The sequence below is a fragment of the Hydrogenophaga sp. genome (assembly GCF_051860785.1).
GTDB lineage: Bacteria > Pseudomonadota > Gammaproteobacteria > Burkholderiales > Burkholderiaceae_C > Hydrogenophaga.
This window is the reverse complement of record NZ_JBIMLB010000017.1, coordinates 81928-100075: the sequence shown is the minus strand read 5'-3', so window position 1 is coordinate 100075 and position 18148 is coordinate 81928. Positions and strand designations below refer to the sequence as shown.

Here is an 18148-nt window from a genome sequence, read left to right as displayed (position 1 = left end):
TTCTGGAGCGTCTTGGCGATGCCCGCCAGCGTTTCCGCCCTCTTTCTTTCCATTTCCATTCAGGAGCAGCCCATGGCCTTGACCACCCTGTCCGGCACCGTCAGCGGCATTCGCCATTCCACCGAAACCGTGGGCCAGATCGGCAAGAACGGGGGATCGGTCCAGACCGGCCAGGTGATGGCCTTCCGGGTCGACGAGCGTTCCGCGCAGATCAAGCTCAAGGACATGCCCGACCTGCGCGATGGCGAGCGCGTCACACTGGCGGGTCGCCTCAAGAACGGCACCTTCCGTGCGCTGGCCTTGCGAAACGACCAGACGCGCGCCGTCTACGCCACCACCGCCTGGCCGGGTTATGTGATCGGCGGCATCCTGGTGGTGCTCGGCATCCCGCTGAGCTTCCTGATTGTTGGCCTGCCTTTCCTGGTGGGAGGCCTGTACACGCTGTACCAGGCGTACAGCTACGCGCGGGCGGAGAAGATGTTGCAGGGCTGAGGGCTCAGGCCCGCACCCCGAACCCTTCCGCCCACACCACCCGCAGCCACGCCACGAACGCCGACACCGCGCGCGGCACGTGGCTGGCGTAGGGGCGAATGGCGTAGATCTGCGTGCTGAAGGTGCCCACCGAGTCCCAGTCCGGCAGGACCTCGACCAGCTTGCCCGACTGCAGTGCCGCCTGCGCGCTGAAGTCGGGCAGCAGTGCAATGCCCAGGCCGGTCATGGCGGCGTCGCGCAACGCCTCGCTGTTGTTGGCGCAGAACGGGCCGGACACCGGCACGGTGACGCGCTGGCGGGGTGCCTTGCGGCGGCCTTCAGGCGGCATGAAGTGCCAGGCCGGCGTGTCTTGCGCGCGGGGGTAGTGCAGGCAATCGTGCTGTGCCAGATCCAGCGGGGAGCCGGGCGATCCCCTGCGACGCAGGTAGTCGCGGCTGGCCACCAGTACCGAGCGCGTGTGGCACAGCGGCCAGGCGACGTGCGTGTCGGGCGGCGACGCCGTGTGCCGGATGGCGAGGTCGAAACCCTCGGTGGCCAGCGCGTTCAGGCGATCCGACAGGTCGAGTTCGAGCCGCACCTGGGGATGCGCGCGCAGGAACTCGGCCACACGGGGTACCAGCTGCTGGCGTGCAAAGGCCACGGGCGCAGTGACCCGCACGAGACCGGCCGGCTCATCGGCGAGGTCGCGCACGCTGGAGAAGCTTTGTGCAATGCGCTCGAACGGTTCGCGCAGGCCCTCCACCAGTTGCTGGCCCGCTTCGGTCAGGCGCACGCTGCGCGTGGTGCGCTGCACCAAGGGCACGCCCGCGGCACGCTCCAGCTCGGAGACGCGCTGGCTCATGGCCGCCTTGCTCACACCCAGCCGCTGCGCAGCTGCGGTGTAGCTGCCTTGCTGTGCCAGCACGGTGAGCCAGTGCAGGTGTGCCCAGAGGCCTTCGATTTTTTTGTCGATCATGTCGGTATTGTTCATCAAATTGAACAATCAGTTCAAGCACAGGCACTAGGCGAGCGCGGTTGCGCTGCCTAAACTGGCCATCCTTTCGTCGAACGCTCCATCCGCGAGACTGCCATGGCCACTGCACCCTCTTCCATCGACCACTTCATCCAGGGCGGCGTCACGGCCGGCCAGTCTTCGCGCAGACAGGATGTCTTCAACCCCGCCACCGGCGCTGTTACCGGCAAGGTCGCGCTGGCGAATGGCGCCGATGTGGGCGCTGCCGTGGCCGCTGCGCAAGCCGCCTTCCCGGCCTGGGCCGACACGCCACCGATCCGCCGCGCGCGCGTGCTGTTCAAGTTCCTCGAGCTCGTGAACCAGCACAAGGACGACCTTGCGCGCATGATCACCGCCGAGCACGGCAAGGTGTTCACCGACGCGCAGGGGGAGGTCTCGCGCGGCATCGACATCATCGAATTCGCCTGCGGCATTCCGCAACTGCTCAAGGGCGATTTCACCGACCAGGTCTCCACCGGCATGGACAACTGGACGCTGCGCCAGCCCCTGGGCGTGGTGGCCGGCATCACGCCGTTCAACTTCCCGGTGATGGTGCCCATGTGGATGTTCCCGGTGGCCATTGCCGCGGGCAACACCTTCATCCTCAAGCCCAGCCCGATCGACCCGTCTCCCGCGTTGTTCATGGGCGAACTGCTGAAGAAGGCCGGCCTGCCCGATGGCGTGTTCAACGTGGTGCAGGGCGACAAGGAAGCGGTGGACGCACTGCTGGTGCACCCCGATGTGAAGGCCATCAGCTTCGTCGGCTCCACGCCGATCGCGAATTACATCTACGAGACCGGCGCCCACCACGGCAAGCGAGTGCAGGCCCTGGGCGGCGCGAAGAACCACATGGTGGTGATGCCCGACGCCGACCTCGATCAGGCGGTGGACGCGCTGATCGGCTCGGCCTACGGCTCGGCCGGCGAGCGCTGCATGGCCATCAGCGTGGCGGTGCTGGTGGGCGACGTGGCCGAACGCATCATGCCCAAGCTGATCGAACGCACGAAGACGCTGCAGGTGCTCAACGGCACCAACCTGGCCGCCGAGATGGGGCCTATCGTCACAGCGGCAGCGCACCAGCGCATCACCGGCTACATCGAAGCTGGCTCCAGGGAAGGCGCGGAGCTGCTGGTGGATGGCCGTGGCTTCGATGCCTCGAAGGCCGGCGTGGGCTGCGAGCAAGGGTTCTGGATGGGCGGCACGCTGTTCGACCACGTCACCACCGACATGAAGATCTACAAGGAGGAGATCTTCGGCCCCGTGCTCAGTTGCGTGCGTGTGCCCGACTTTGCGCAGGCCGTGCAGATCATCAACGACCACGAATTTGGCAACGGCGTTTCCTGCTTCACGCGCGACGGCAACGTGGCGCGCGAGTTTGCGCGCCGCATCCAGGTCGGCATGGTCGGCATCAACGTGCCCATCCCCGTGCCCATGGCCTGGCACGGCTTCGGCGGCTGGAAGAAGAGCCTGTTTGGCGACATGCATGCCTACGGCGAAGAAGGCGTGCGCTTCTATACGAAGCAGAAGAGCATCATGCAGCGCTGGCCAGAATCGATCGGCAAGGGCGCGGAATTCGTGATGCCCACGGCGAAGTGACGCTGCGATGGCCGATGGGAACAGCGACTACGACCCCGCATGGGGCGACTGGAAAACGCTGGTGACGTTCTTCAGTCCCACCGAAGCGTTCCTGTTGCGCGGGGTGTTGCAGGCGGGCGGTGTGCCCGCTGCCGTGGCCGATGCGCATCTCGTGCAGACCCACACGTTGCTGGCCGGCGCCATTCCGGTGAGGGTGATGGTGCCCGAGCACCGGTTTGCCGAAGCCCAGACGGTGGTGGAGGCTTTTCAGCGCGGCGATTTCGCACTCGACGACTCAGATCCCGAAGCACCATGAGCGACACCACCTTTGATTTCATTGTCATCGGCGCTGGCACCGCCGGTTGCCTGCTGGCCAACCGACTTTCGGCCGACGCCACCAAACGCGTGCTGCTCGTGGAAGCCGGGCGCAAGGACGACTACCACTGGATCCACATTCCGGTGGGTTACCTCTACTGCATCGGCAACCCCCGCACCGACTGGCTCTACCAGACCGAGCCGGACCCCGGGCTGAATGGCCGGCGCCTGCGTTATCCGCGCGGCAAGACGCTGGGCGGCTGCTCCAGCATCAACGGCATGATCTACATGCGCGGCCAGGCACGCGACTACGACCAGTGGGCCGAGCTCACGGGTGACGCCGACTGGCGCTGGGACGCCTGCCTGCCGGACTTCAAGGCGCACGAGAACCACCACCGGCTCGATGCCGCACAGGACCCGGCCTTTGCGAAGCTGCATGGCCATGGCGGCGAATGGCGCATCGAGAAGCAGCGCCTGCGCTGGGACATCCTCGATGCATTCGCGCAGGCCGCGCAGCAGGCCGGCGTGCCTGCCACAGCCGACTTCAACAGCGGCGACAACGAGGGCGTGGGTTACTTCGAGGTGAACCAGAAAGCAGGTTGGCGCTGGAACGCGTCCAAGGCCTTCCTGCGGCCCGTGCAGCACCGGTCCAACCTCACGGTGTGGACCGAGACCCTGACCGAGAAACTGGTGTTGGCGCGCGATGCCAGCGGCGCATGGCGTTGTGTGGGTGCCGAATTGCGGCGCGGTGGACAGCGCGTGTCGGTGTGCGCGGCGCAGGAGGTGGTGCTCAGTGCGGGCAGCATTGGCTCGCCCGCCATCCTTCAGCGCTCGGGCATCGGCCCGGGGGCGGTGCTGCGTCAGCACGGCATCGAGGTGCAGCATGAACTGCCCGGCGTGGGTGAGAACCTGCAGGACCACCTCCAGATCCGCGCGGTGTTCAAGGTGCAGGGTGCGACCACACTCAACGTGCTGGCCAGCTCGCTATGGGGGAAGGCACGGATCGGCCTGGAATACGGCTTGCGGCGCAGCGGGCCCATGAGCATGGCCCCCAGCCAGCTGGGCGCCTTCACGCGCAGCGATCCGCAACAGCCTTATGCGAACCTGGAATACCACGTCCAGCCGCTCAGCCTCGACGCATTCGGTGAACCGCTGCACGCCTTTCCGGCCTTCACCGCCAGCGTGTGCAACCTCAACCCTGGCAGCCGTGGCCACGTGCGCATCACTTCGCCCAGCGCCGACGACGCACCAGCCATTGCGCCGTGTTACCTCAGCACACCCGAGGACCGCCGCGTGGCCGCCGACAGCCTGCGCGTGACGCGGCGCATCGTCGCCCAGCCGGCGCTCGCGAAGTACCAGCCCGAAGAGTTCAAGCCGGGCCCGCAGTACCAGACCGACGAAGAACTTGCCCGGCTGGCGGGCGACATCGCCAGCACGATCTTCCATCCCGTCGGCACGACGAAGATGGGTCGCGACGACGACCCCCTGGCCGTGCTCGACGGCCACCTGCGGGTGCGTGGGGTGGCCGGCCTGCGCGTGGTGGATGCGGGTGTGATGCCCACCATCACCAGCGGCAACACCAACAGCCCGACACTGATGATTGCCGAGAAGGCCGCCCGCTGGATCGCGCGGGGCGCCTGATCAACGCAGGCGGCCGATGTAGCGGTGATCTTCGAGTGGTGGAGCCTGCCGCAGCACCTCGGCTGCAACCTCCAGCATGGTCTTGCGCGGGGCTGCGCCCATGCCGACGATGGCGGTTTCCAGCTTGTCGGCCCAGAGCAGCAGTTCCGAATGGCCGTCGCTGGCTGCCTTTTCACGCGCATGCCGCACGATCTCGCGCGCGTAGTCGGCGTTCGTCGCCATCCATTCCGTGTCCGTCACGCGGCCGGTCTTGCGCCGCAGCAGCACGTGCATGTGCGCGGCAATGGCAAAGGCGTCGCCACTGGCAGCCATGTCAGTGACCCAGCTGTTCGTTGTGCAATGAAGCGTCCAGCCCCATGCGCTCTTCGCTCTCGCGCACGCGCAGCGTGGCAAAGCGCGAGGTGATCCAGAGCACCACGGCCGTCATCACCAGGCTGTAGGCCAGCACCGCCAGGCAGCCCACCAACTGGGCCACCAAGCTGGCTTCCACGCCCGAGATGGCCGGATCGGCCAGCACGCCCGTGAGCAACGCACCCACCAGCCCGCCCACGCCGTGCACGCCGAACACGTCCAGGGAGTCGTCGGCGCGCAGCTTGCGCTTCAGCGTTGTGGCGCCCCAGTAACACGCCACGCCGGCCACCAGGCCGATGAGCAGCGCGCTGCGCGGCGAGACGAATCCCGCTGCCGGTGTGATGGCGACCAGACCGGCGACCACGCCCGAGCACAGACCGAGCAGCGAAGCGCGCCTGCGCGCGAACCACTCGGCCGCCATCCACGACAACGCACCCGCAGCGGCAGCGATGTGCGTGACCAGCAACGCCAGGCCGGCGCGACCATCGGCGGTGAGCGCCGAGCCAGCGTTGAAACCGAACCAGCCCACCCAGAGCAGGCCGGTGCCCGCCATGGTCAGCCCCAGGTTGAAGGGTATGAACGGTTCGCGCCCATAGCCGGCGCGCGGGCCGAGCGCATAGGCGCAGACCAGCGCTGCCGCACCGGCGTTGATGTGGACCACCGAACCACCGGCGAAGTCGAGCACGCCCAGTTGCGCCAGCCAGCCGCCGGGTTCCCAAACCCAGTGTGCGATGGGTGCATACACCATCAGCAGCCACAGCCCGGCGAACAGCAGCAGCGCGCCGAAGTGCATGCGCTCCACCAGCGCACCCACCACCAGCGCGCAGGTGATGATGGCAAAGGTGAGCTGAAACATGGCGAACACCGATTCCGGCACATGCGGCGCGATGTGGCTCACCGCCACCTGGCCCTTGGCGCCCAGGAACTCCATGCCGGCAAAGCCCATGCGCTCGATGCCCCCGATCACGGCGCCCAGCGAACCGCCCGGTGTGAACGCCATGGAATAAGCCAGTCCGAACCACAGCACGCTGACCACGGCGGCAATACCGACCACGCTGGCCATGGTGTTGATCACATTGAAGCGGCGCACCATGCCGCCATAAAACAGGGCAATGCCCGGCAGTGTCATGAGCAGAACCAGTGCGGTGCTGACCATCAGCCAGGCGGTGTCGGCGCCCTGGATGCTGGCCGCGTTCACCAACCCCGGTGCGCTGAGTGTGACTTCCCGCACGGTGCCCGCCGTTTCCGTCTCGGCCGCCACCTGCCCTGACCAGAGCAGCAGGCCGGAAAACGGGCCCGACAGGCGGCAAGCAGCCAGAAAACGGCGAAACAGTGCCTGCCACACGAAAACACGGTAGTGGTGCATGAGATAACCTTTTCCAACGACGAGCAACAACGTGCATTTCCCGTGCCAAGTGCGTGAAAAAGCAAGGGAAAGCCCGGATGCACAGGGCTGGTGCAGGCCTTTACAGTGCAGGCACTCGCAAGCAGCGCACCGCGCTGGTGACCGCGGGGGACCGAGGAGACAACCCAGTCCTTTAAAAAGAATCTTTCAGCGTCCCCAGAGATGCCCGTTTACTCAACCGACCCCTGTGGGTCGGTTTTTTTTTGTACGACGACAATCCCTCCCCATGGAACTGCTGCTTGTATCGCTGGCGTCTTTTTTCGCCGGATTCGTGGACTCGATCGTGGGTGGCGGCGGGCTCATTCTGGTGCCGGCGCTGTTCGCGATGTTCCCCAACACCCACCCGGCCACCCTGTTCGGGGTGAACAAGGGGGCCTCCGTCTGGGGAACGGCGGCGGCCACGCTGCAATACGCCCGCCGGGTGCAGATGCCCTGGCATGCCCTGCTGCCCGCGGCGGCGGTGGCGTTTGCCGGCTCCATGCTGGGCGCCTGGACGGTCACCGTCATTTCGCCCGACTTCCTGCGCCGCGCCCTGCCCCTGATCCTGATCGCGGTGCTGGCCTACACCCTGGCGCGCAAGGAGCTCGGCCGCCACCATGCGCCGGCCTTCACCGGCCAGCGCGAAACCCTGGCGGCCTGCCTCCTGGGCGCCACCATCGGCTTCTACGACGGTTTCTTCGGCCCAGGCACCGGCAGTTTCTTCGTCTTCCTGTTCGTGCGCTGGCTGGGCTACGACTTCCTGCACGCCAGCGCCAGTGCCAAGCTGCTCAACACGGCGTCCAACCTGGCTGCGCTGCTGCTGTTCGCCTGGAAGGGCCATGTGTGGTGGCACTTCGTGCTGGCCATGGCGGTGGCCAACGTGGTGGGCAGCCTGCTGGGCACGCGGCTGGCGCTGAAACACGGCAGCGGGTTCGTGCGCGGCGTTTTCATCGTCGTCGTCACGGCGCTGATCCTCAAGACCACTTACGACGCCTGGATCCGGACCTGAGGACGCGGCCGCGCTGGCCACCGGTGTATGGTGGGCGGACCCCGTCAAGGAGACCGACATGCATCACCGTTCCCTTCCGGCCCAGGTGGCCGGACTCGTCGTCTGGATGGCCGCAACCCTCCTGGCCGGCGGCATCGGTGCGATCGCTTCGGTAGACGCCGCCTCGTTCTACGCCAGCCTGAACCAGCCTGCCTGGGCACCGCCTGCCAGCGTGTTCGGCCCGGTGTGGACCGCGTTGTATGTCCTGATGGGCGTGGGGGCCTGGCTGGTCTGGCGCGAGCCGGCATCGCGCGAGCGCACGCCGGCGCTGGCGGTGTTCGTTGTTCAGCTGGCGGTCAATGCGCTGTGGTCGTGGCTGTTCTTTGCCTGGCACCAGGGCGCCTGGGCGTTTGCCGACGTGTTGCTGCTGCTCGTGCTCATTGCCGTCCTGATCGGGCTCTTTCGCCGTGTCAGGCCGCTGGCCGCCGCTTTGCTGGTGCCTTACCTCGTGTGGGTGGGGTTTGCCAGCGCGCTCACGTGGGCGATCTGGCACGCGAACCCGGGGGCGCTGTAGTCAGCTGGTAGAACGCAACGCGTCGATGAGGCCTGCGATGTGGGTGATCTGCAGCTTGTCGTAGATGGACCGGATCTGGTTGCGCACGGTGGCCGGTGAGCGCTGCAGGATCTGCGCAACCTCTTTATAGGTGCTGCCCCGCGCCACCAGCTCGGCAACGGCCCGTTCCCGTGGCGTGAGGTCGTCGACGCGGCTCCGTTGCCGGGCGCGCAGGAAGAGCAGGCCGTGCTCCTGCCGATGGGAGACGACCGTGACCGCGCCCCGGTGTTGCGGATGACCGCCCAGGAATGTCTCGAGCAGGCTGTCGGGGAGGCGATTGCCGTTCCAGGTGGCCCATTCGGCCTTCAGCAGCGCTTCGAAGGCGGCGTCCGCGTGGTAGATCGCACCGCGCAGGTCGCAGATAGCGCTGCCTCGGCTGTCGATGCCCGGCATTTCCAGTCGGTCGAGGTGTGCCACGCGGTTGAGCGTGAGTGCCTGCATCACGTGGGGCGCGAGCAAGGAGAGCAGTTCTCTCTCCCGATCCGTGCAACGCGCGTTCTCGTTGGCCCGGAACAGCGTCACCCAATGCACGAGCTGCGTGCTGGGGTTGAAGTCGCTGGAGATGAAGAAGTTGGCCTGGTCGAAGCGCTTGCCATACTCGCGCAACCGCGCCTGCCCGGGATCGTCGAACCAGTCCCGCGCATTGAATGCGAGCGTGCTGCGCGGCTGCCGGCCAGCTGTTTGCGCGGCGGTGTCCAGGTGCTTGACCTCCTCGTAGGCCGCCAGCATGTCCTCGGGCTGGTTGTGCAGGTGGATGGTGTGGATGTCGATGCCCTGCGGCGTGTTCGTGGCAGTGCCCCACATGGACGAATCGAAAGGCAGGGCCTCGCGCACCAGGTTGAGGGCTGCGTCCTGGAACTCGGTGATGGGGAGCTCGTGTGAAAGACGGTAGAGCCGCAGCAGGAGTGTGCTCAGGTCTGCCTGTCCGAGTGAAGGTCGCTTCATTTGGCTTTTTTTGTGGGCGATGCTGAAGGAGCTCCGCTCCTGCGGGTCAATGATGCATCTGCACTATGTCGTGGCGGGGCGTGCATTCGTAGTATCGACCAGATTCCAGCTTCGCCTGTACGTGTCCATGGTGTCTCCGTTTGGCTTGCCGCGCCGCCCGGCGCCGCGTCTCCGTCGAATCCTGTGGCCCGCTTCCACGCTGCTGGTGTCCCTGGCGGCGCTGCTTCCACCGGCGTGGGCACAGCATGCGAGCGATCCGCCCATGGTGCCGATCCGATGGGTGACGCCCGAGGCGCGCTTGCCGGTCGAACTGCGCCGCGTGGACGTGCGGGCCGAGATCGTTGGTCGCTCGGTGAACACCCGCGTCGAACTGGAGCTGTACAACCCCAACGCGCGCGTGCTCGAGGCCGAGTTGCAGTTCCCGCTGCTGGAAGGTCAGTCCGTGACCGGCTTCGCGCTGGACATCGACGGTGAGCTGCGGCCGGCCGTGCCGGTGGAGAAGGTCAAAGGCCGGCAGGTGTTCGAGGACGTGACGCGGGCAAGGGTCGACCCGGCGCTGCTGGAGGTCACCGCTGGCCAGTATCACAAGCTGCGCGTGTACCCGCTGCCCGGACTGGCGAGCCGGCGCGTGGTGCTGGAGTTGGGCGAGGTCGTGGCCGGCGAGGGGGTGGTCACCTGGCGCCTTCCGCTGGCGCCGCAGCCACGCACGGGCCGGTTGGACATCTCGGTCCGCGTGGCGGGGGTTGCGCCGCGCGCGGTGTCGGCGCGGCTGGGTGCCCAGCGCCTGCCGGTGCGCGGCGAGTCCGGTGGCACGCGCATCGCGCTGGCCGCCGTGGGGAGCCGAACCGGGGAGGAACTGCGTGTGGCGCTGCCGCCACCATCGGCCCCGATCGTCGCTACGCAACGCTTCGAGGGCGAAGACCACTTCTACGCCGAACTGTCGCTGGCGGCGCTGCACGCCGAGCGGCCCCGGCCCAGGCGGGTGGGCCTGGTCTGGGACGCTTCCGGCAGCGGCGTCCGCCGCGACCATGCGCGCGAACTCGCGCTCCTGCAAGCCTGGTGGCGCGAGCTGGGCGACGTGGAGGTGCTGCTGCAGCCGGTGCGCGACGTGGCCGGCCCACTGGAGCGCTTCGAGGTGAAGGCCGGCCGTTGGGACGCGCTGCGCGAGCGGCTGTTGGCCATGCGCTACGACGGCGCCACCCGCGCTGGTGCCTTGCGCGCACCCGAGGGCGTGGACATCGCGCTGCTGTTTTCCGACGGCCTGGGCAACTGGGGCGGAATCGAGAGTCAGGCGCTGCCGGCTCAGCCGGTTCCCACTTTCGCGGTGATGTCGGTGGCCGGGAGTGACGCGAATGCGTTGCGCCGAATGGCACAGGCCAGCGGGGCGGCGCTGATGGACCTGCGCTCCCTTCGCACCGACCAGGCGCTTGCGGCGCTCACCCTCGAGTCCCTGCGCGTGGTCTCGGTCACGGCCGAAGGTGCCGAAGATCTGGAGCTTGCCTCGATCTACCCCGAGCAGGGCCGAGTGGCCGTGGCCGGCCGCCTGAGCGCACCTGAGGCGCGCATCGAGTTGCGACTGCAAGCGCCCGGCGGTGCGGTGCAGACGCGCACGCTGCGCGTGGCTTCCACCAAGCGGGCCGGGAAGCACGATGGCGTGGCGGCACACCGCTGGGCGGCGCTTCGCATGGCGCGGCTGGCGGCGCAAGGCGAGTCCCAGCGCGCGGCGATGCGCCGGCTCGGGCTGCGCTTTCGCGTGCCCAGCGGTGAGACCTCGTTGATCGTGCTCGACCGCGTGGAGGACTACGCGCGCCACGACATCGAGCCGCCAGCCCCGCTGCGTGCGCAGTGGGCCTTGCTGCGCGGCGAGTCCGACAGCCGCGAGGTGGCGGCGCGCGCGCAGCATCTGGAGCGTGTGGCCACGCAGTTCGCGTCCAAGGTCCAATGGTGGGAGAAGGATTTTCCCAAGGACACACCACCGCCCAAGCCGAAGGCGGCGCCCCTCGTGGGTTCCTCGCCTCCGGCGCCCGCGCCCGCCGCCGTCATGTCGATGGCGGCGCCGGCGGCCGAGAGCCGGCGGGAGGCCGCGGCGGCGAGCATCCAGCTGCGCCCCTGGCAGCCCGACGCCCCCTATGCCCGGCGCCTGCGCGAGGCCACGCCCGAAGCGCTGGAGGCGGTCTATTTCGACGAACGCCCCTCGTACGCCAGCAGCAGCGCCTTTTTCCTCGATGCTGCGGACATCCTGTTCGAGCGCGGTGAACGCGCTGCGGCCCTGCGCGTGCTCTCCAATCTGGCCGAGATGGAGCTGGAAAACCGCCACGTTCTGCGCATCCTGGCCTACCGCCTGCTGCAGGCTGGCGAAGTCCAGACCGCGCTGCCGCTGTTGGAGAAGGTGCTCGCGATCAGCCCCGACGAGCCCCAGTCCTGGCGCGACCTCGGTCTCGCGCAGGCGCGAGCGGGTCAACCACAGCGCGCAGTCGACCAGCTCTGGCAGGTGGTCTCGCGCCCGTGGAACGGCCGCTTCCCGGGCGTGGAGCTGATCGCCCTTGCAGAACTCAACGCCGTGGTCGCCCAGGCCGAGGCCGCAGGCACACCGATCGAGACCCGCGCAATCGACCCGCGCCTGCTGCGCCACTTGCCGCTGGACCTGCGTGCGGTGCTCTCCTGGGACGCCGACAACACCGACATCGACCTGTGGGTGATCGACCCCAACGACGAGGCCGCCTTCTACGGAAATCGAATTACCTATCAAGGTGGGCGCATGTCTGCCGATTTCACGGGGGGCTACGGGCCGGAAGAGTTCTCGCTGCGCAAAGCCAAGCCAGGAACCTACACGGTGCGCGCCAGGTTCTACGGCCATCGCCAGCAGATCGTCGCACCCGCCACCACCCTCATGCTGCGCCTGACCACCGGCTTCGGCACGCCAGCGCAGAAGGACGAGGACGTGGTGCTGCGCCTCTCGGGGCGCGGCGACATGGTCACCGTAGGAACATTCACGATCGACGAAACGAGCAAACCATGACATTCACCCTTTTCCTGCGTTCCCTGTTCATTGGCTTGGCGGCCGCGTTCTGCCTGGCTGGCGGAGCCGCCGCGCAGGGTCTGCCGCCCGCTGTCGAGGCCGACCGGCTGCTGCAGCTCGGCTCGACCGAGATGGCCAGGGGCGAGAAGGGCGATGCGGCCGCCTGGACCAAAGCCGCTGCGGCCCTCAAGGGCGCGGAAGCCACGGGTGTGCGCATGCCCGACAACTTCGACTACCACTACGGCCGCGCGTTGCACGCCGTGGGCCAGCACACGGCAGCCCATGAACGGTTCGAGCGCTACCTGCGCACCTATGGCACCAAGGGCAAGTACTACAGCGAAGCGCTGGCGCAATACACCAGCGTGCAGAACGCGCTGGCCGAAGCCCGTGTGGCTGCCGAAAAGCAGGCGGTCGTCGACCGTGGATGGCGCTGGGTGAAGTCGACCTGGGTGCACGCGGGCGACGAGGGCACCGATTGCTACAAGGCCACCCGCCGCGTGAAGAACCAGTCTTCCAGCGCGCGCGAGATCGATTGCGATTGCGACGTCAAGGAGAACGACCACCCCGCCTACCGCGGCAGCCTGCTGACCATCTGCAAGATACGCTGGCAGGGCAACACCGTGCTGGACAAGGCGTCGTCGTTCTACCTCGACCGGGACTACTCGACCCGTCGCCAGGACTTCGAGAGCTTCAAGTCCAGCGAGGAATGAGCCGCGTGTTCCGTGCTGGCCTGGCGCTGGTGTGCGCCTTCCTCCTGGCCGGTGCTGCCCTGGCCCAGCCCAGGGAGGTGGGTGGCAAGGGCACGCTGTTCCCGACCGGTGGGCGCACACAGATGCAATGTTTCCCCACCGGCGCGGCGACCGTGCCCGAGATCTGCGGCAACTTCGAGGTCCGCTGGACGCTGTCGGCGCTGATGGGCGAGCCGATTGCCAACTTCGGACTGGTGTGGTCTCTCACCGGGGTGCGCCTGCTTGTGGACAAGCGCACACAGTTCTACAAAGTGGAGTCGCTGCCCGCGCCTGTAGGCAAGGCCGCGCGGACCAGCGAGCTCATGCTCTACGGGCTGGGCCTCTTCATCGGTGAGAACGGCGCCATCCTGGCGATCGACGTGGACACCGGCGCCCCGGCCCGGCCCGATGGCAAGGTGTCCTTCAACGTGCCTGGGAGTCCGGACTGGGGCCGCTTCATCATCAATGGCGGCTCCGCGCTGGACCACAGGGGCAATCTGGCGTATGGGCAAAACGGCTGGTGCGCGGACAAGGGACGCAGCTACCTGACGCCCGCCCAGGCCAGGGACGAGATGCGCAGAAGCGTGAAACTGACGCACCTCGTGGTTTGCCCGCGCACATCCGCCAACCCAGGCCATCTGGAAGGCGCGTTGCAGGCCCATTGCGAAGCCTCGCCGCAGGCGGCCTGGTGCGACAAGAAGCCCGAGAAACCCGAGAAGCCGGACATGCGCTACGGCGATGCGCTGGACAAGGTGACCGATAAACCGGCGGTGCAGCGCAAGCACGCGCAACTGGTGGACGCGTTCCGCCGCGATGCCGAGGCCACCTGCGCCAGGGAGATGGCCCCCGTGCAGGCATGTCTGCGCAAGAGCTGTCCCGATGCCGCCGGTCCGTCAGAAGCAGCCTGCAAGTCCATGCCGAACAGGCCCGCGCGCATGCTGGGCCCACTGCTCACACGCAGCGACAGCGGGCCCTGCAACGCGCGGTGCCAGCGCGAGCGCGAAGAGGCGCGTGAGGAGGCTCGTCGTGAGCGCGAACGCGAGAACGAGGCTTTCCGTGGGCTGGTGGCGGCGTGGGACGCGCAGTGGAGCGGACTCGCCAGCGAATGCGAGGAGAACAGACAGGCCCGCGCTGCGCAGAACCAGTGTTTCCAGGCCTCCGAACGCCAGTGCAACCCGACGGGTCTGACCGCCAGGTCCTGTCTGGATCGACGCATGGTCCACGCGCCCACCGAGGCGGCTGCAGAGGCGGTTCAGGCCAGGGAAACGGCCGACCGCATGCGGGCCGACCAGCGCCCGAAGTTCCTGGACTGATGCGAGTCCTGCCTGCGCTGGGCATCGTGGTGCTGTGGGCACCGCTGGCGCTCGCGTCGCCCACCGCCAACGAATTCGAGCGCTGCCACCGGGGGGCCGCCTTGCGGTTGCAGCATTGCCTGAGCGAGTCTGGCGCGGGCGATGGCGGTGTCTGCTGGCCGCAGGCGCAGGCCTACCACGAGGATTGCCGCAAGGCGGTGGTGCAAGAACATCAGCGACCCGATGCAGCGCGTGTCGAGGCCATGCGGGAGGCGGCGCGCAGGAGGCAGGCTGCGCCGGGCGCTGGCTCGGGGCCTTGAAGGACGAGCGGGGCCGGGCGAAGTGGTCTGGCTACGGTGCCGACGCAGGCGTCATCGGTGACTCGGGAGGCCAGGGCATTTCACTCGCCCGCAGCGGTTTGCCGATGGGTGCACCCGCCTGACCCACGCGCACCGCGGCCAGATCCTGCGGATTGGGGTACTGGTCGAGCAGCAGGTAGTCGAACACGCGGCGCGCGATGGGTGCGGCGTGTGCGGCACCGAAGCCGGCATTCTCCACCACCAGCGCGAGCGCCACGCGTGGCTGGTCGGTGGGTGCGAAGGCGATGTAGAGCGAGTGGTCGCGCTGGTGTTCCTCGAGCTTGCGCGCGTCGTAGCGGTCGCGCTGGCCGATGGTCACGGCCTGCGCGGTGCCGGTCTTGCCGCCGCTGGCATAACCGGCACCGGCGAAAACGCGCGTGGACGTGCCTTCGGTCGTCACGGCGGCCATCGCGTCGATCACGGTGCGCACGTGCTCGGGCTTGAAGCCCAGGTTTTCCGGTGGCGGCCCGGGCAGTGGTGTGCGCTCTCGCGTGATCACGTTCTCGGTGGCCATGGTCAGGTGCGGCTTGTACTTCACGCCGCCGTTGGCCAGCGTGGCCATGGCGTGCGCCAGCTGCAGCATGGTGAAGCTGTTGTAGCCCTGGCCGATGCCCAGCGAAATGGTCTCGCCCGCGTACCAGCGTTGCTGCTCGGGGCGCTTGTAGGTGTTGCGCTTCCAGGCCATGCTGGGCAGCACGCCGCGCACCTCACCGCGCAGGTCGATGCCGGTGATCTGGCCGAAGCCCAGGGGCTTCATGAAATCGTGCATGGCGTCCACGCCCATCTCGTTGGCCAGCGAGTAGTAGTAGGTGTTGCTGGACTTGACGATGCTGCGTTGCATGTCCACCGCGCCCAGACCGCCGTCGCCATGGCTGCGGAAGCGGTGGCCGCCGAACATCCAGAAGCCCGGGTCGTTGATGATGGTGCTGGCGCTGCGCGTGCCGGTCTCCAGCGCGCCCAAGGCCATGAAGGGTTTGTAGGTGGAGCCCGGCGGATAGGTGCCGCGCATGGCGCGGTTGAGCAGGGGCTTGTCGAGCGACTCGTTGAGCGCGCGCCAGTTTTCCACGTCGATGCCTTCGACGAAGAGGTTGGGATCGAACGTGGGCTTGCTCACGAAGGCCAGCACCTCGCCCGAGCGCGGATCGATCGCCACCAGTGCCCCGCGCCGCTCGCCGTACATGTCCTCGATCAGCTTCTGCAGCTGGATGTCGATCGACAGCACCACTGTGTTGCCCGGCGTGGCCGGCGTGTGCGCCAGCGAGCGCACCGCGCGGCCACCGGCCGAAGTCTCCACGCGCTCGAAGCCGGTGATGCCGTGCAGCTCGCGTTCGTAGCTCTGCTCGGCACCGAGCTTGCCGATGTACTCGGTGCCCCGGTAGTTGGCCTGGTCTTCTTCCGGCCAGTCACCAATGGCTTCCTTCTCGCGCTGGTTGATGCGGCCGATGTAGCCGATCACGTGGCTGGCCACGTCGCCGTTGGGGTACTGGCGCAGCAACCGTGCGCGCACCTCCACGCCGGGAAAGCGGTAGCGCTGCACCGTGAACCGCGCCACCTCCTCGTCGGTCAGGCGGGTGCGCAGTGGCAACGAGTCGAAGCTGTGCGACTCCTCCACCAGCTTGCGGAAGCGACGTTCATCGCGCGGTGTGATTTCCAGCAGCTCACCCAGGCCCTTGATCGTGGCGTCGAGGTCGTCCACGCGCGAAGGGATGATCTCCAGCGTGAAGGCCGAGTAGTTGGTGGCCAGCACGCGACCGTTGCGATCGAGGATCTGGCCCCGGTTGGGCACCACCGGCAGCACAGCCGTGCGGTTGCTCTCGGCCTGCGCGAGCAGGTCGTCGTGGCGCGTCACCTGCAGGTAGAACATGCGCGCGCCGATCAGGCCAAAGGCGAACACCACCGCCAGCCCGATCAGCAGGACACGCGTGCGGAACTGCGCGAGATCGGCTTCGACGTTCCGTATTTCTGTCATGGCTACAGCGGACGGTTGTCGTCCGGATTCGGAGCACGCCTTTGTGGCGCCAGCAGCAGCACGCTGACCACCGGCCAGAGCAAAGCCTCGATCGCGGGTGCCAGGAGGTACAGCACGCCTGGAAAGGTGCCACCCGCCGCCATGCGCACCAGCAGTTCGAGCAGATGCGCTGCCACGAACAGCGGCAGCACCTGCACCGCCTGGTTGGGCACGCTGAACCACAGCAGGCGGCGGTGCATGGAAATGCCCAGGAACCCGAGTGCGGTGTAGGCCAGGGCGTGCTGGCCGAGCAGCGCGCCCTGGTGCACGTCCATGGCCAGGCCGAAGGCGAAAGCCACGCCCACGCCGATGCGCAGGGGCTGGTGAACGCTCCAGAACACCAGCACCACGGCCAGCAGGTCCGGCACCCATGCCGCGCGTCCGAACAGGCCCATGTTCAGCAGCATGTTGAAGACCAGCGCGCTGAGCAGGCTGAACCAGATGAAGACGGGATTGGCGGGCAGCAGCAACTGCTGGCCGGGGCGCATGATCATGGTGCCGTGCTCCGGCTGCCAGGACGGACCGCGCCGCGCACCGGGCGCGCAGGTGTGGTCTCGACCAGGGGTGAAGGCGGCAGGGCGTCGCCTGCGGGCGCGAGCACCAGCACATGCAGCGTTCCCTGCACCCGCGCCATCGGTTCACAACGCACCCGCGTGAACGACGATTCGGCCTGGCGTTCCACCAGCGTGACGCGCGCGACCGGCAGACCGGCCGGGTAGACCCCGTCCACGCCGCTGGTGGTGAGCAGGTCGCCCTGGGCGATGTCGGCGCTGGCCAGCGTGTAGCGCAGCTCCAGGCCATCGCCGCTGGCAGAAGGCTCGCCATAGGCCACGCTGCGCACGCCGGTGCGCGCGTTGAGCACGGGGATGGCCTGGTCGCGGTCGATCAGCAAGGTGACCTCGGAGACCAGTGGGTAAACCCGCGTGACCTGACCGAGGACACCGCTTTCATCGATGACCGGCGAGCCGGCCTGGATGCCATGCGTCTGGCCGCGGTCGATCACGATCTTGCGCGAGTAGGGGTCGGCCGCGTCGTAGAGCACCTGCGCGCCCGTGGCCTGGGTGCCGGTGCGCTCACGCATGGCCAGCAACTGGCGCAAGCGTTCGTTTTCCAGGGTGATCTGCTCCAGCTGCAGGCTGCGCTGCGCCTGGGTGGCCAGCCGCTGAAGCGCCTCGGCTTCGCCCTGCTGGGCCGCGTGCAGGGAGGTGAAGTAATTCCCGGCCATGGAGACCAGCTCGACCGGTTGCAGCACCGCCCATTGCGCCGGATAGAGGACGGCCGCCACGGCGGTACGAACGGGGTCGGTGAGGCGAAAACGCAGGTCGGCCACCATGAGGAACAGCGCCACCGCGCTGAACACCACGAGCTTGGACAGGGCCGAAGGGCCCTGCTTGAAAAAGGGCGGCGGGGTCCGGTCCAGGGTGCCAAGTGGCATAGGGGGTAAGGT

Annotated in this window: 17 protein-coding genes; 10 read left to right on the top strand and 7 right to left on the bottom strand. The window is 67.8% G+C overall.

The features are described 5' to 3' along the window. The first annotated feature begins 72 nt into the window (after window positions 1-72). Window positions 73-492, top strand: a complete 420-nt coding sequence (locus tag ACTIF6_RS19800) for a hypothetical protein (RefSeq protein ID WP_439589650.1) — start codon at window positions 73-75, stop codon at window positions 490-492. A gap of 4 nt (window positions 493-496) precedes the next feature. On the opposite strand, the gene ACTIF6_RS19795 is transcribed toward ACTIF6_RS19800, so the two are convergent. Next, on the bottom strand, window positions 497-1447 hold the full coding sequence (locus ACTIF6_RS19795) for a LysR family transcriptional regulator (protein ID WP_439589649.1): 951 nt from the start codon (window positions 1445-1447) through the stop codon (window positions 497-499). Window positions 1448-1561: 114 nt separating this feature from the next. Between ACTIF6_RS19795 and ACTIF6_RS19790 the strand changes: the two genes are divergently transcribed. Genes ACTIF6_RS19790 through ACTIF6_RS19780 form a run of 3 tightly spaced genes read left to right on the top strand, consistent with a single transcriptional unit; the run spans window position 1562 to window position 5014 of the window. Then, complete coding sequence (locus ACTIF6_RS19790) at window positions 1562-3079, top strand: CoA-acylating methylmalonate-semialdehyde dehydrogenase (RefSeq protein WP_439589648.1); 1518 nt, start codon at window positions 1562-1564, stop codon at window positions 3077-3079. Between the two features lie 7 nt (window positions 3080-3086). Continuing rightward, window positions 3087-3374, top strand: coding sequence for a putative signal transducing protein (locus tag ACTIF6_RS19785; RefSeq protein WP_439589647.1), 288 nt, complete (start codon window positions 3087-3089; stop codon window positions 3372-3374). Beyond that, a complete protein-coding gene (locus ACTIF6_RS19780) occupies window positions 3371-5014 on the top strand; it encodes a GMC family oxidoreductase (RefSeq protein WP_439589646.1) in 1644 nt (547 codons plus the stop codon). Before ACTIF6_RS19785 ends, ACTIF6_RS19780 begins: the two co-directional genes overlap by 4 nt. On the opposite strand, the gene ACTIF6_RS19775 is transcribed toward ACTIF6_RS19780, so the two are convergent. Beyond that, window positions 5015-5326, bottom strand: a complete 312-nt coding sequence (locus ACTIF6_RS19775) for a hypothetical protein (protein WP_439589645.1) — start codon at window positions 5324-5326, stop codon at window positions 5015-5017. Window position 5327: 1 nt separating this feature from the next. Beyond that, window positions 5328-6731 (bottom strand): ammonium transporter, encoded by a 1404-nt coding sequence (locus ACTIF6_RS19770; protein ID WP_439589644.1) that lies wholly within the window; start codon window positions 6729-6731, stop codon window positions 5328-5330. Window positions 6732-6996: 265 nt separating this feature from the next. On the opposite strand from ACTIF6_RS19770, the gene ACTIF6_RS19765 reads away from it, so the two are divergent. Together ACTIF6_RS19765 and ACTIF6_RS19760 are read left to right on the top strand one after the other, a co-directional pair. Beyond that, window positions 6997-7758: a TSUP family transporter gene (locus ACTIF6_RS19765; RefSeq protein WP_439589643.1), complete on the top strand. Its 762-nt coding sequence runs from the start codon at window positions 6997-6999 to the stop codon at window positions 7756-7758. A 58-nt stretch (window positions 7759-7816) separates the two neighbouring features. Further along, on the top strand, window positions 7817-8311 hold the full coding sequence (locus tag ACTIF6_RS19760) for a TspO/MBR family protein (protein WP_439589642.1): 495 nt from the start codon (window positions 7817-7819) through the stop codon (window positions 8309-8311). On the opposite strand, the gene ACTIF6_RS19755 is transcribed toward ACTIF6_RS19760, so the two are convergent. Beyond that, on the bottom strand, window positions 8312-9295 hold the full coding sequence (locus ACTIF6_RS19755; protein WP_439589641.1) for a helix-turn-helix transcriptional regulator: 984 nt from the start codon (window positions 9293-9295) through the stop codon (window positions 8312-8314). Between the two features lie 127 nt (window positions 9296-9422). Here ACTIF6_RS19755 and ACTIF6_RS19750 point away from each other — a divergent pair, with 127 nt between their 5' ends. Genes ACTIF6_RS19750 through ACTIF6_RS19735 form a run of 4 tightly spaced genes read left to right on the top strand, consistent with a single transcriptional unit; the run spans window position 9423 to window position 14654 of the window. Beyond that, the gene (locus tag ACTIF6_RS19750) at window positions 9423-12314 is read left to right on the top strand and encodes a VIT domain-containing protein (RefSeq protein WP_439589640.1); all 2892 of its coding nucleotides are present in this window, start codon (window positions 9423-9425) and stop codon (window positions 12312-12314) included. Then, window positions 12311-13024: a hypothetical protein gene (locus ACTIF6_RS19745; protein ID WP_439589639.1), complete on the top strand. Its 714-nt coding sequence runs from the start codon at window positions 12311-12313 to the stop codon at window positions 13022-13024. Before ACTIF6_RS19750 ends, ACTIF6_RS19745 begins: the two co-directional genes overlap by 4 nt. After that, on the top strand, window positions 13021-14355 hold the full coding sequence (locus ACTIF6_RS19740) for a hypothetical protein (protein ID WP_439589638.1): 1335 nt from the start codon (window positions 13021-13023) through the stop codon (window positions 14353-14355). The genes ACTIF6_RS19745 and ACTIF6_RS19740 overlap by 4 nt, the downstream gene beginning before the upstream one ends. Continuing rightward, entirely contained in the window at window positions 14355-14654 is a 300-nt protein-coding gene (locus ACTIF6_RS19735) for a hypothetical protein (protein WP_439589637.1), read from the top strand. Before ACTIF6_RS19740 ends, ACTIF6_RS19735 begins: the two co-directional genes overlap by 1 nt. Window positions 14655-14685: 31 nt before the next feature. On the opposite strand, the gene mrdA is transcribed toward ACTIF6_RS19735, so the two are convergent. The 3 genes from mrdA to mreC are packed head-to-tail and all read right to left on the bottom strand — an operon-like array spanning window position 14686 to window position 18136. Continuing rightward, entirely contained in the window at window positions 14686-16662 is a 1977-nt protein-coding gene (gene mrdA / locus ACTIF6_RS19730; protein WP_439589636.1) for a penicillin-binding protein 2, read from the bottom strand. Window positions 16663-16664: 2 nt separating this feature from the next. After that, window positions 16665-17195, bottom strand: coding sequence for a rod shape-determining protein MreD (gene mreD, locus ACTIF6_RS19725; protein ID WP_439589635.1), 531 nt, complete (start codon window positions 17193-17195; stop codon window positions 16665-16667). Further along, window positions 17192-18136 (bottom strand): rod shape-determining protein MreC, encoded by a 945-nt coding sequence (gene mreC / locus ACTIF6_RS19720; protein WP_439589634.1) that lies wholly within the window; start codon window positions 18134-18136, stop codon window positions 17192-17194. Before mreC ends, mreD begins: the two co-directional genes overlap by 4 nt. Window positions 18137-18148: the final 12 nt, after the last annotated feature.

Excerpts from the sequence above, each read along its gene's own strand:
- mreC (WP_439589634.1), bottom strand. The coding sequence starts at position 18,136 with ATGCCACTTGGCACCCTGGACCGGACCCCGCCGCCCTTTTTCAAGCAG.
- ACTIF6_RS19745 (WP_439589639.1), top strand. The coding sequence starts at position 12,311 with ATGACATTCACCCTTTTCCTGCGTTCCCTGTTCATTGGCTTGGCGGCC.
- ACTIF6_RS19785 (WP_439589647.1), top strand. The coding sequence starts at position 3,087 with ATGGCCGATGGGAACAGCGACTACGACCCCGCATGGGGCGACTGGAAA.
- ACTIF6_RS19775 (WP_439589645.1), bottom strand. The coding sequence starts at position 5,326 with ATGGCTGCCAGTGGCGACGCCTTTGCCATTGCCGCGCACATGCACGTG.
- ACTIF6_RS19800 (WP_439589650.1), top strand. The coding sequence starts at position 73 with ATGGCCTTGACCACCCTGTCCGGCACCGTCAGCGGCATTCGCCATTCC.
- mreD (WP_439589635.1), bottom strand. The coding sequence starts at position 17,195 with ATGATCATGCGCCCCGGCCAGCAGTTGCTGCTGCCCGCCAATCCCGTC.
- ACTIF6_RS19780 (WP_439589646.1), top strand. The coding sequence starts at position 3,371 with ATGAGCGACACCACCTTTGATTTCATTGTCATCGGCGCTGGCACCGCC.
- ACTIF6_RS19750 (WP_439589640.1), top strand. The coding sequence starts at position 9,423 with ATGGTGTCTCCGTTTGGCTTGCCGCGCCGCCCGGCGCCGCGTCTCCGT.
- ACTIF6_RS19760 (WP_439589642.1), top strand. The coding sequence starts at position 7,817 with ATGCATCACCGTTCCCTTCCGGCCCAGGTGGCCGGACTCGTCGTCTGG.
- ACTIF6_RS19790 (WP_439589648.1), top strand. The coding sequence starts at position 1,562 with ATGGCCACTGCACCCTCTTCCATCGACCACTTCATCCAGGGCGGCGTC.
- ACTIF6_RS19755 (WP_439589641.1), bottom strand. The coding sequence starts at position 9,295 with ATGAAGCGACCTTCACTCGGACAGGCAGACCTGAGCACACTCCTGCTG.
- ACTIF6_RS19795 (WP_439589649.1), bottom strand. The coding sequence starts at position 1,447 with ATGATCGACAAAAAAATCGAAGGCCTCTGGGCACACCTGCACTGGCTC.
- ACTIF6_RS19740 (WP_439589638.1), top strand. The coding sequence starts at position 13,021 with ATGAGCCGCGTGTTCCGTGCTGGCCTGGCGCTGGTGTGCGCCTTCCTC.
- ACTIF6_RS19770 (WP_439589644.1), bottom strand. The coding sequence starts at position 6,731 with ATGCACCACTACCGTGTTTTCGTGTGGCAGGCACTGTTTCGCCGTTTT.
- ACTIF6_RS19735 (WP_439589637.1), top strand. The coding sequence starts at position 14,355 with ATGCGAGTCCTGCCTGCGCTGGGCATCGTGGTGCTGTGGGCACCGCTG.
- ACTIF6_RS19765 (WP_439589643.1), top strand. The coding sequence starts at position 6,997 with ATGGAACTGCTGCTTGTATCGCTGGCGTCTTTTTTCGCCGGATTCGTG.
- mrdA (WP_439589636.1), bottom strand. The coding sequence starts at position 16,662 with ATGACAGAAATACGGAACGTCGAAGCCGATCTCGCGCAGTTCCGCACG.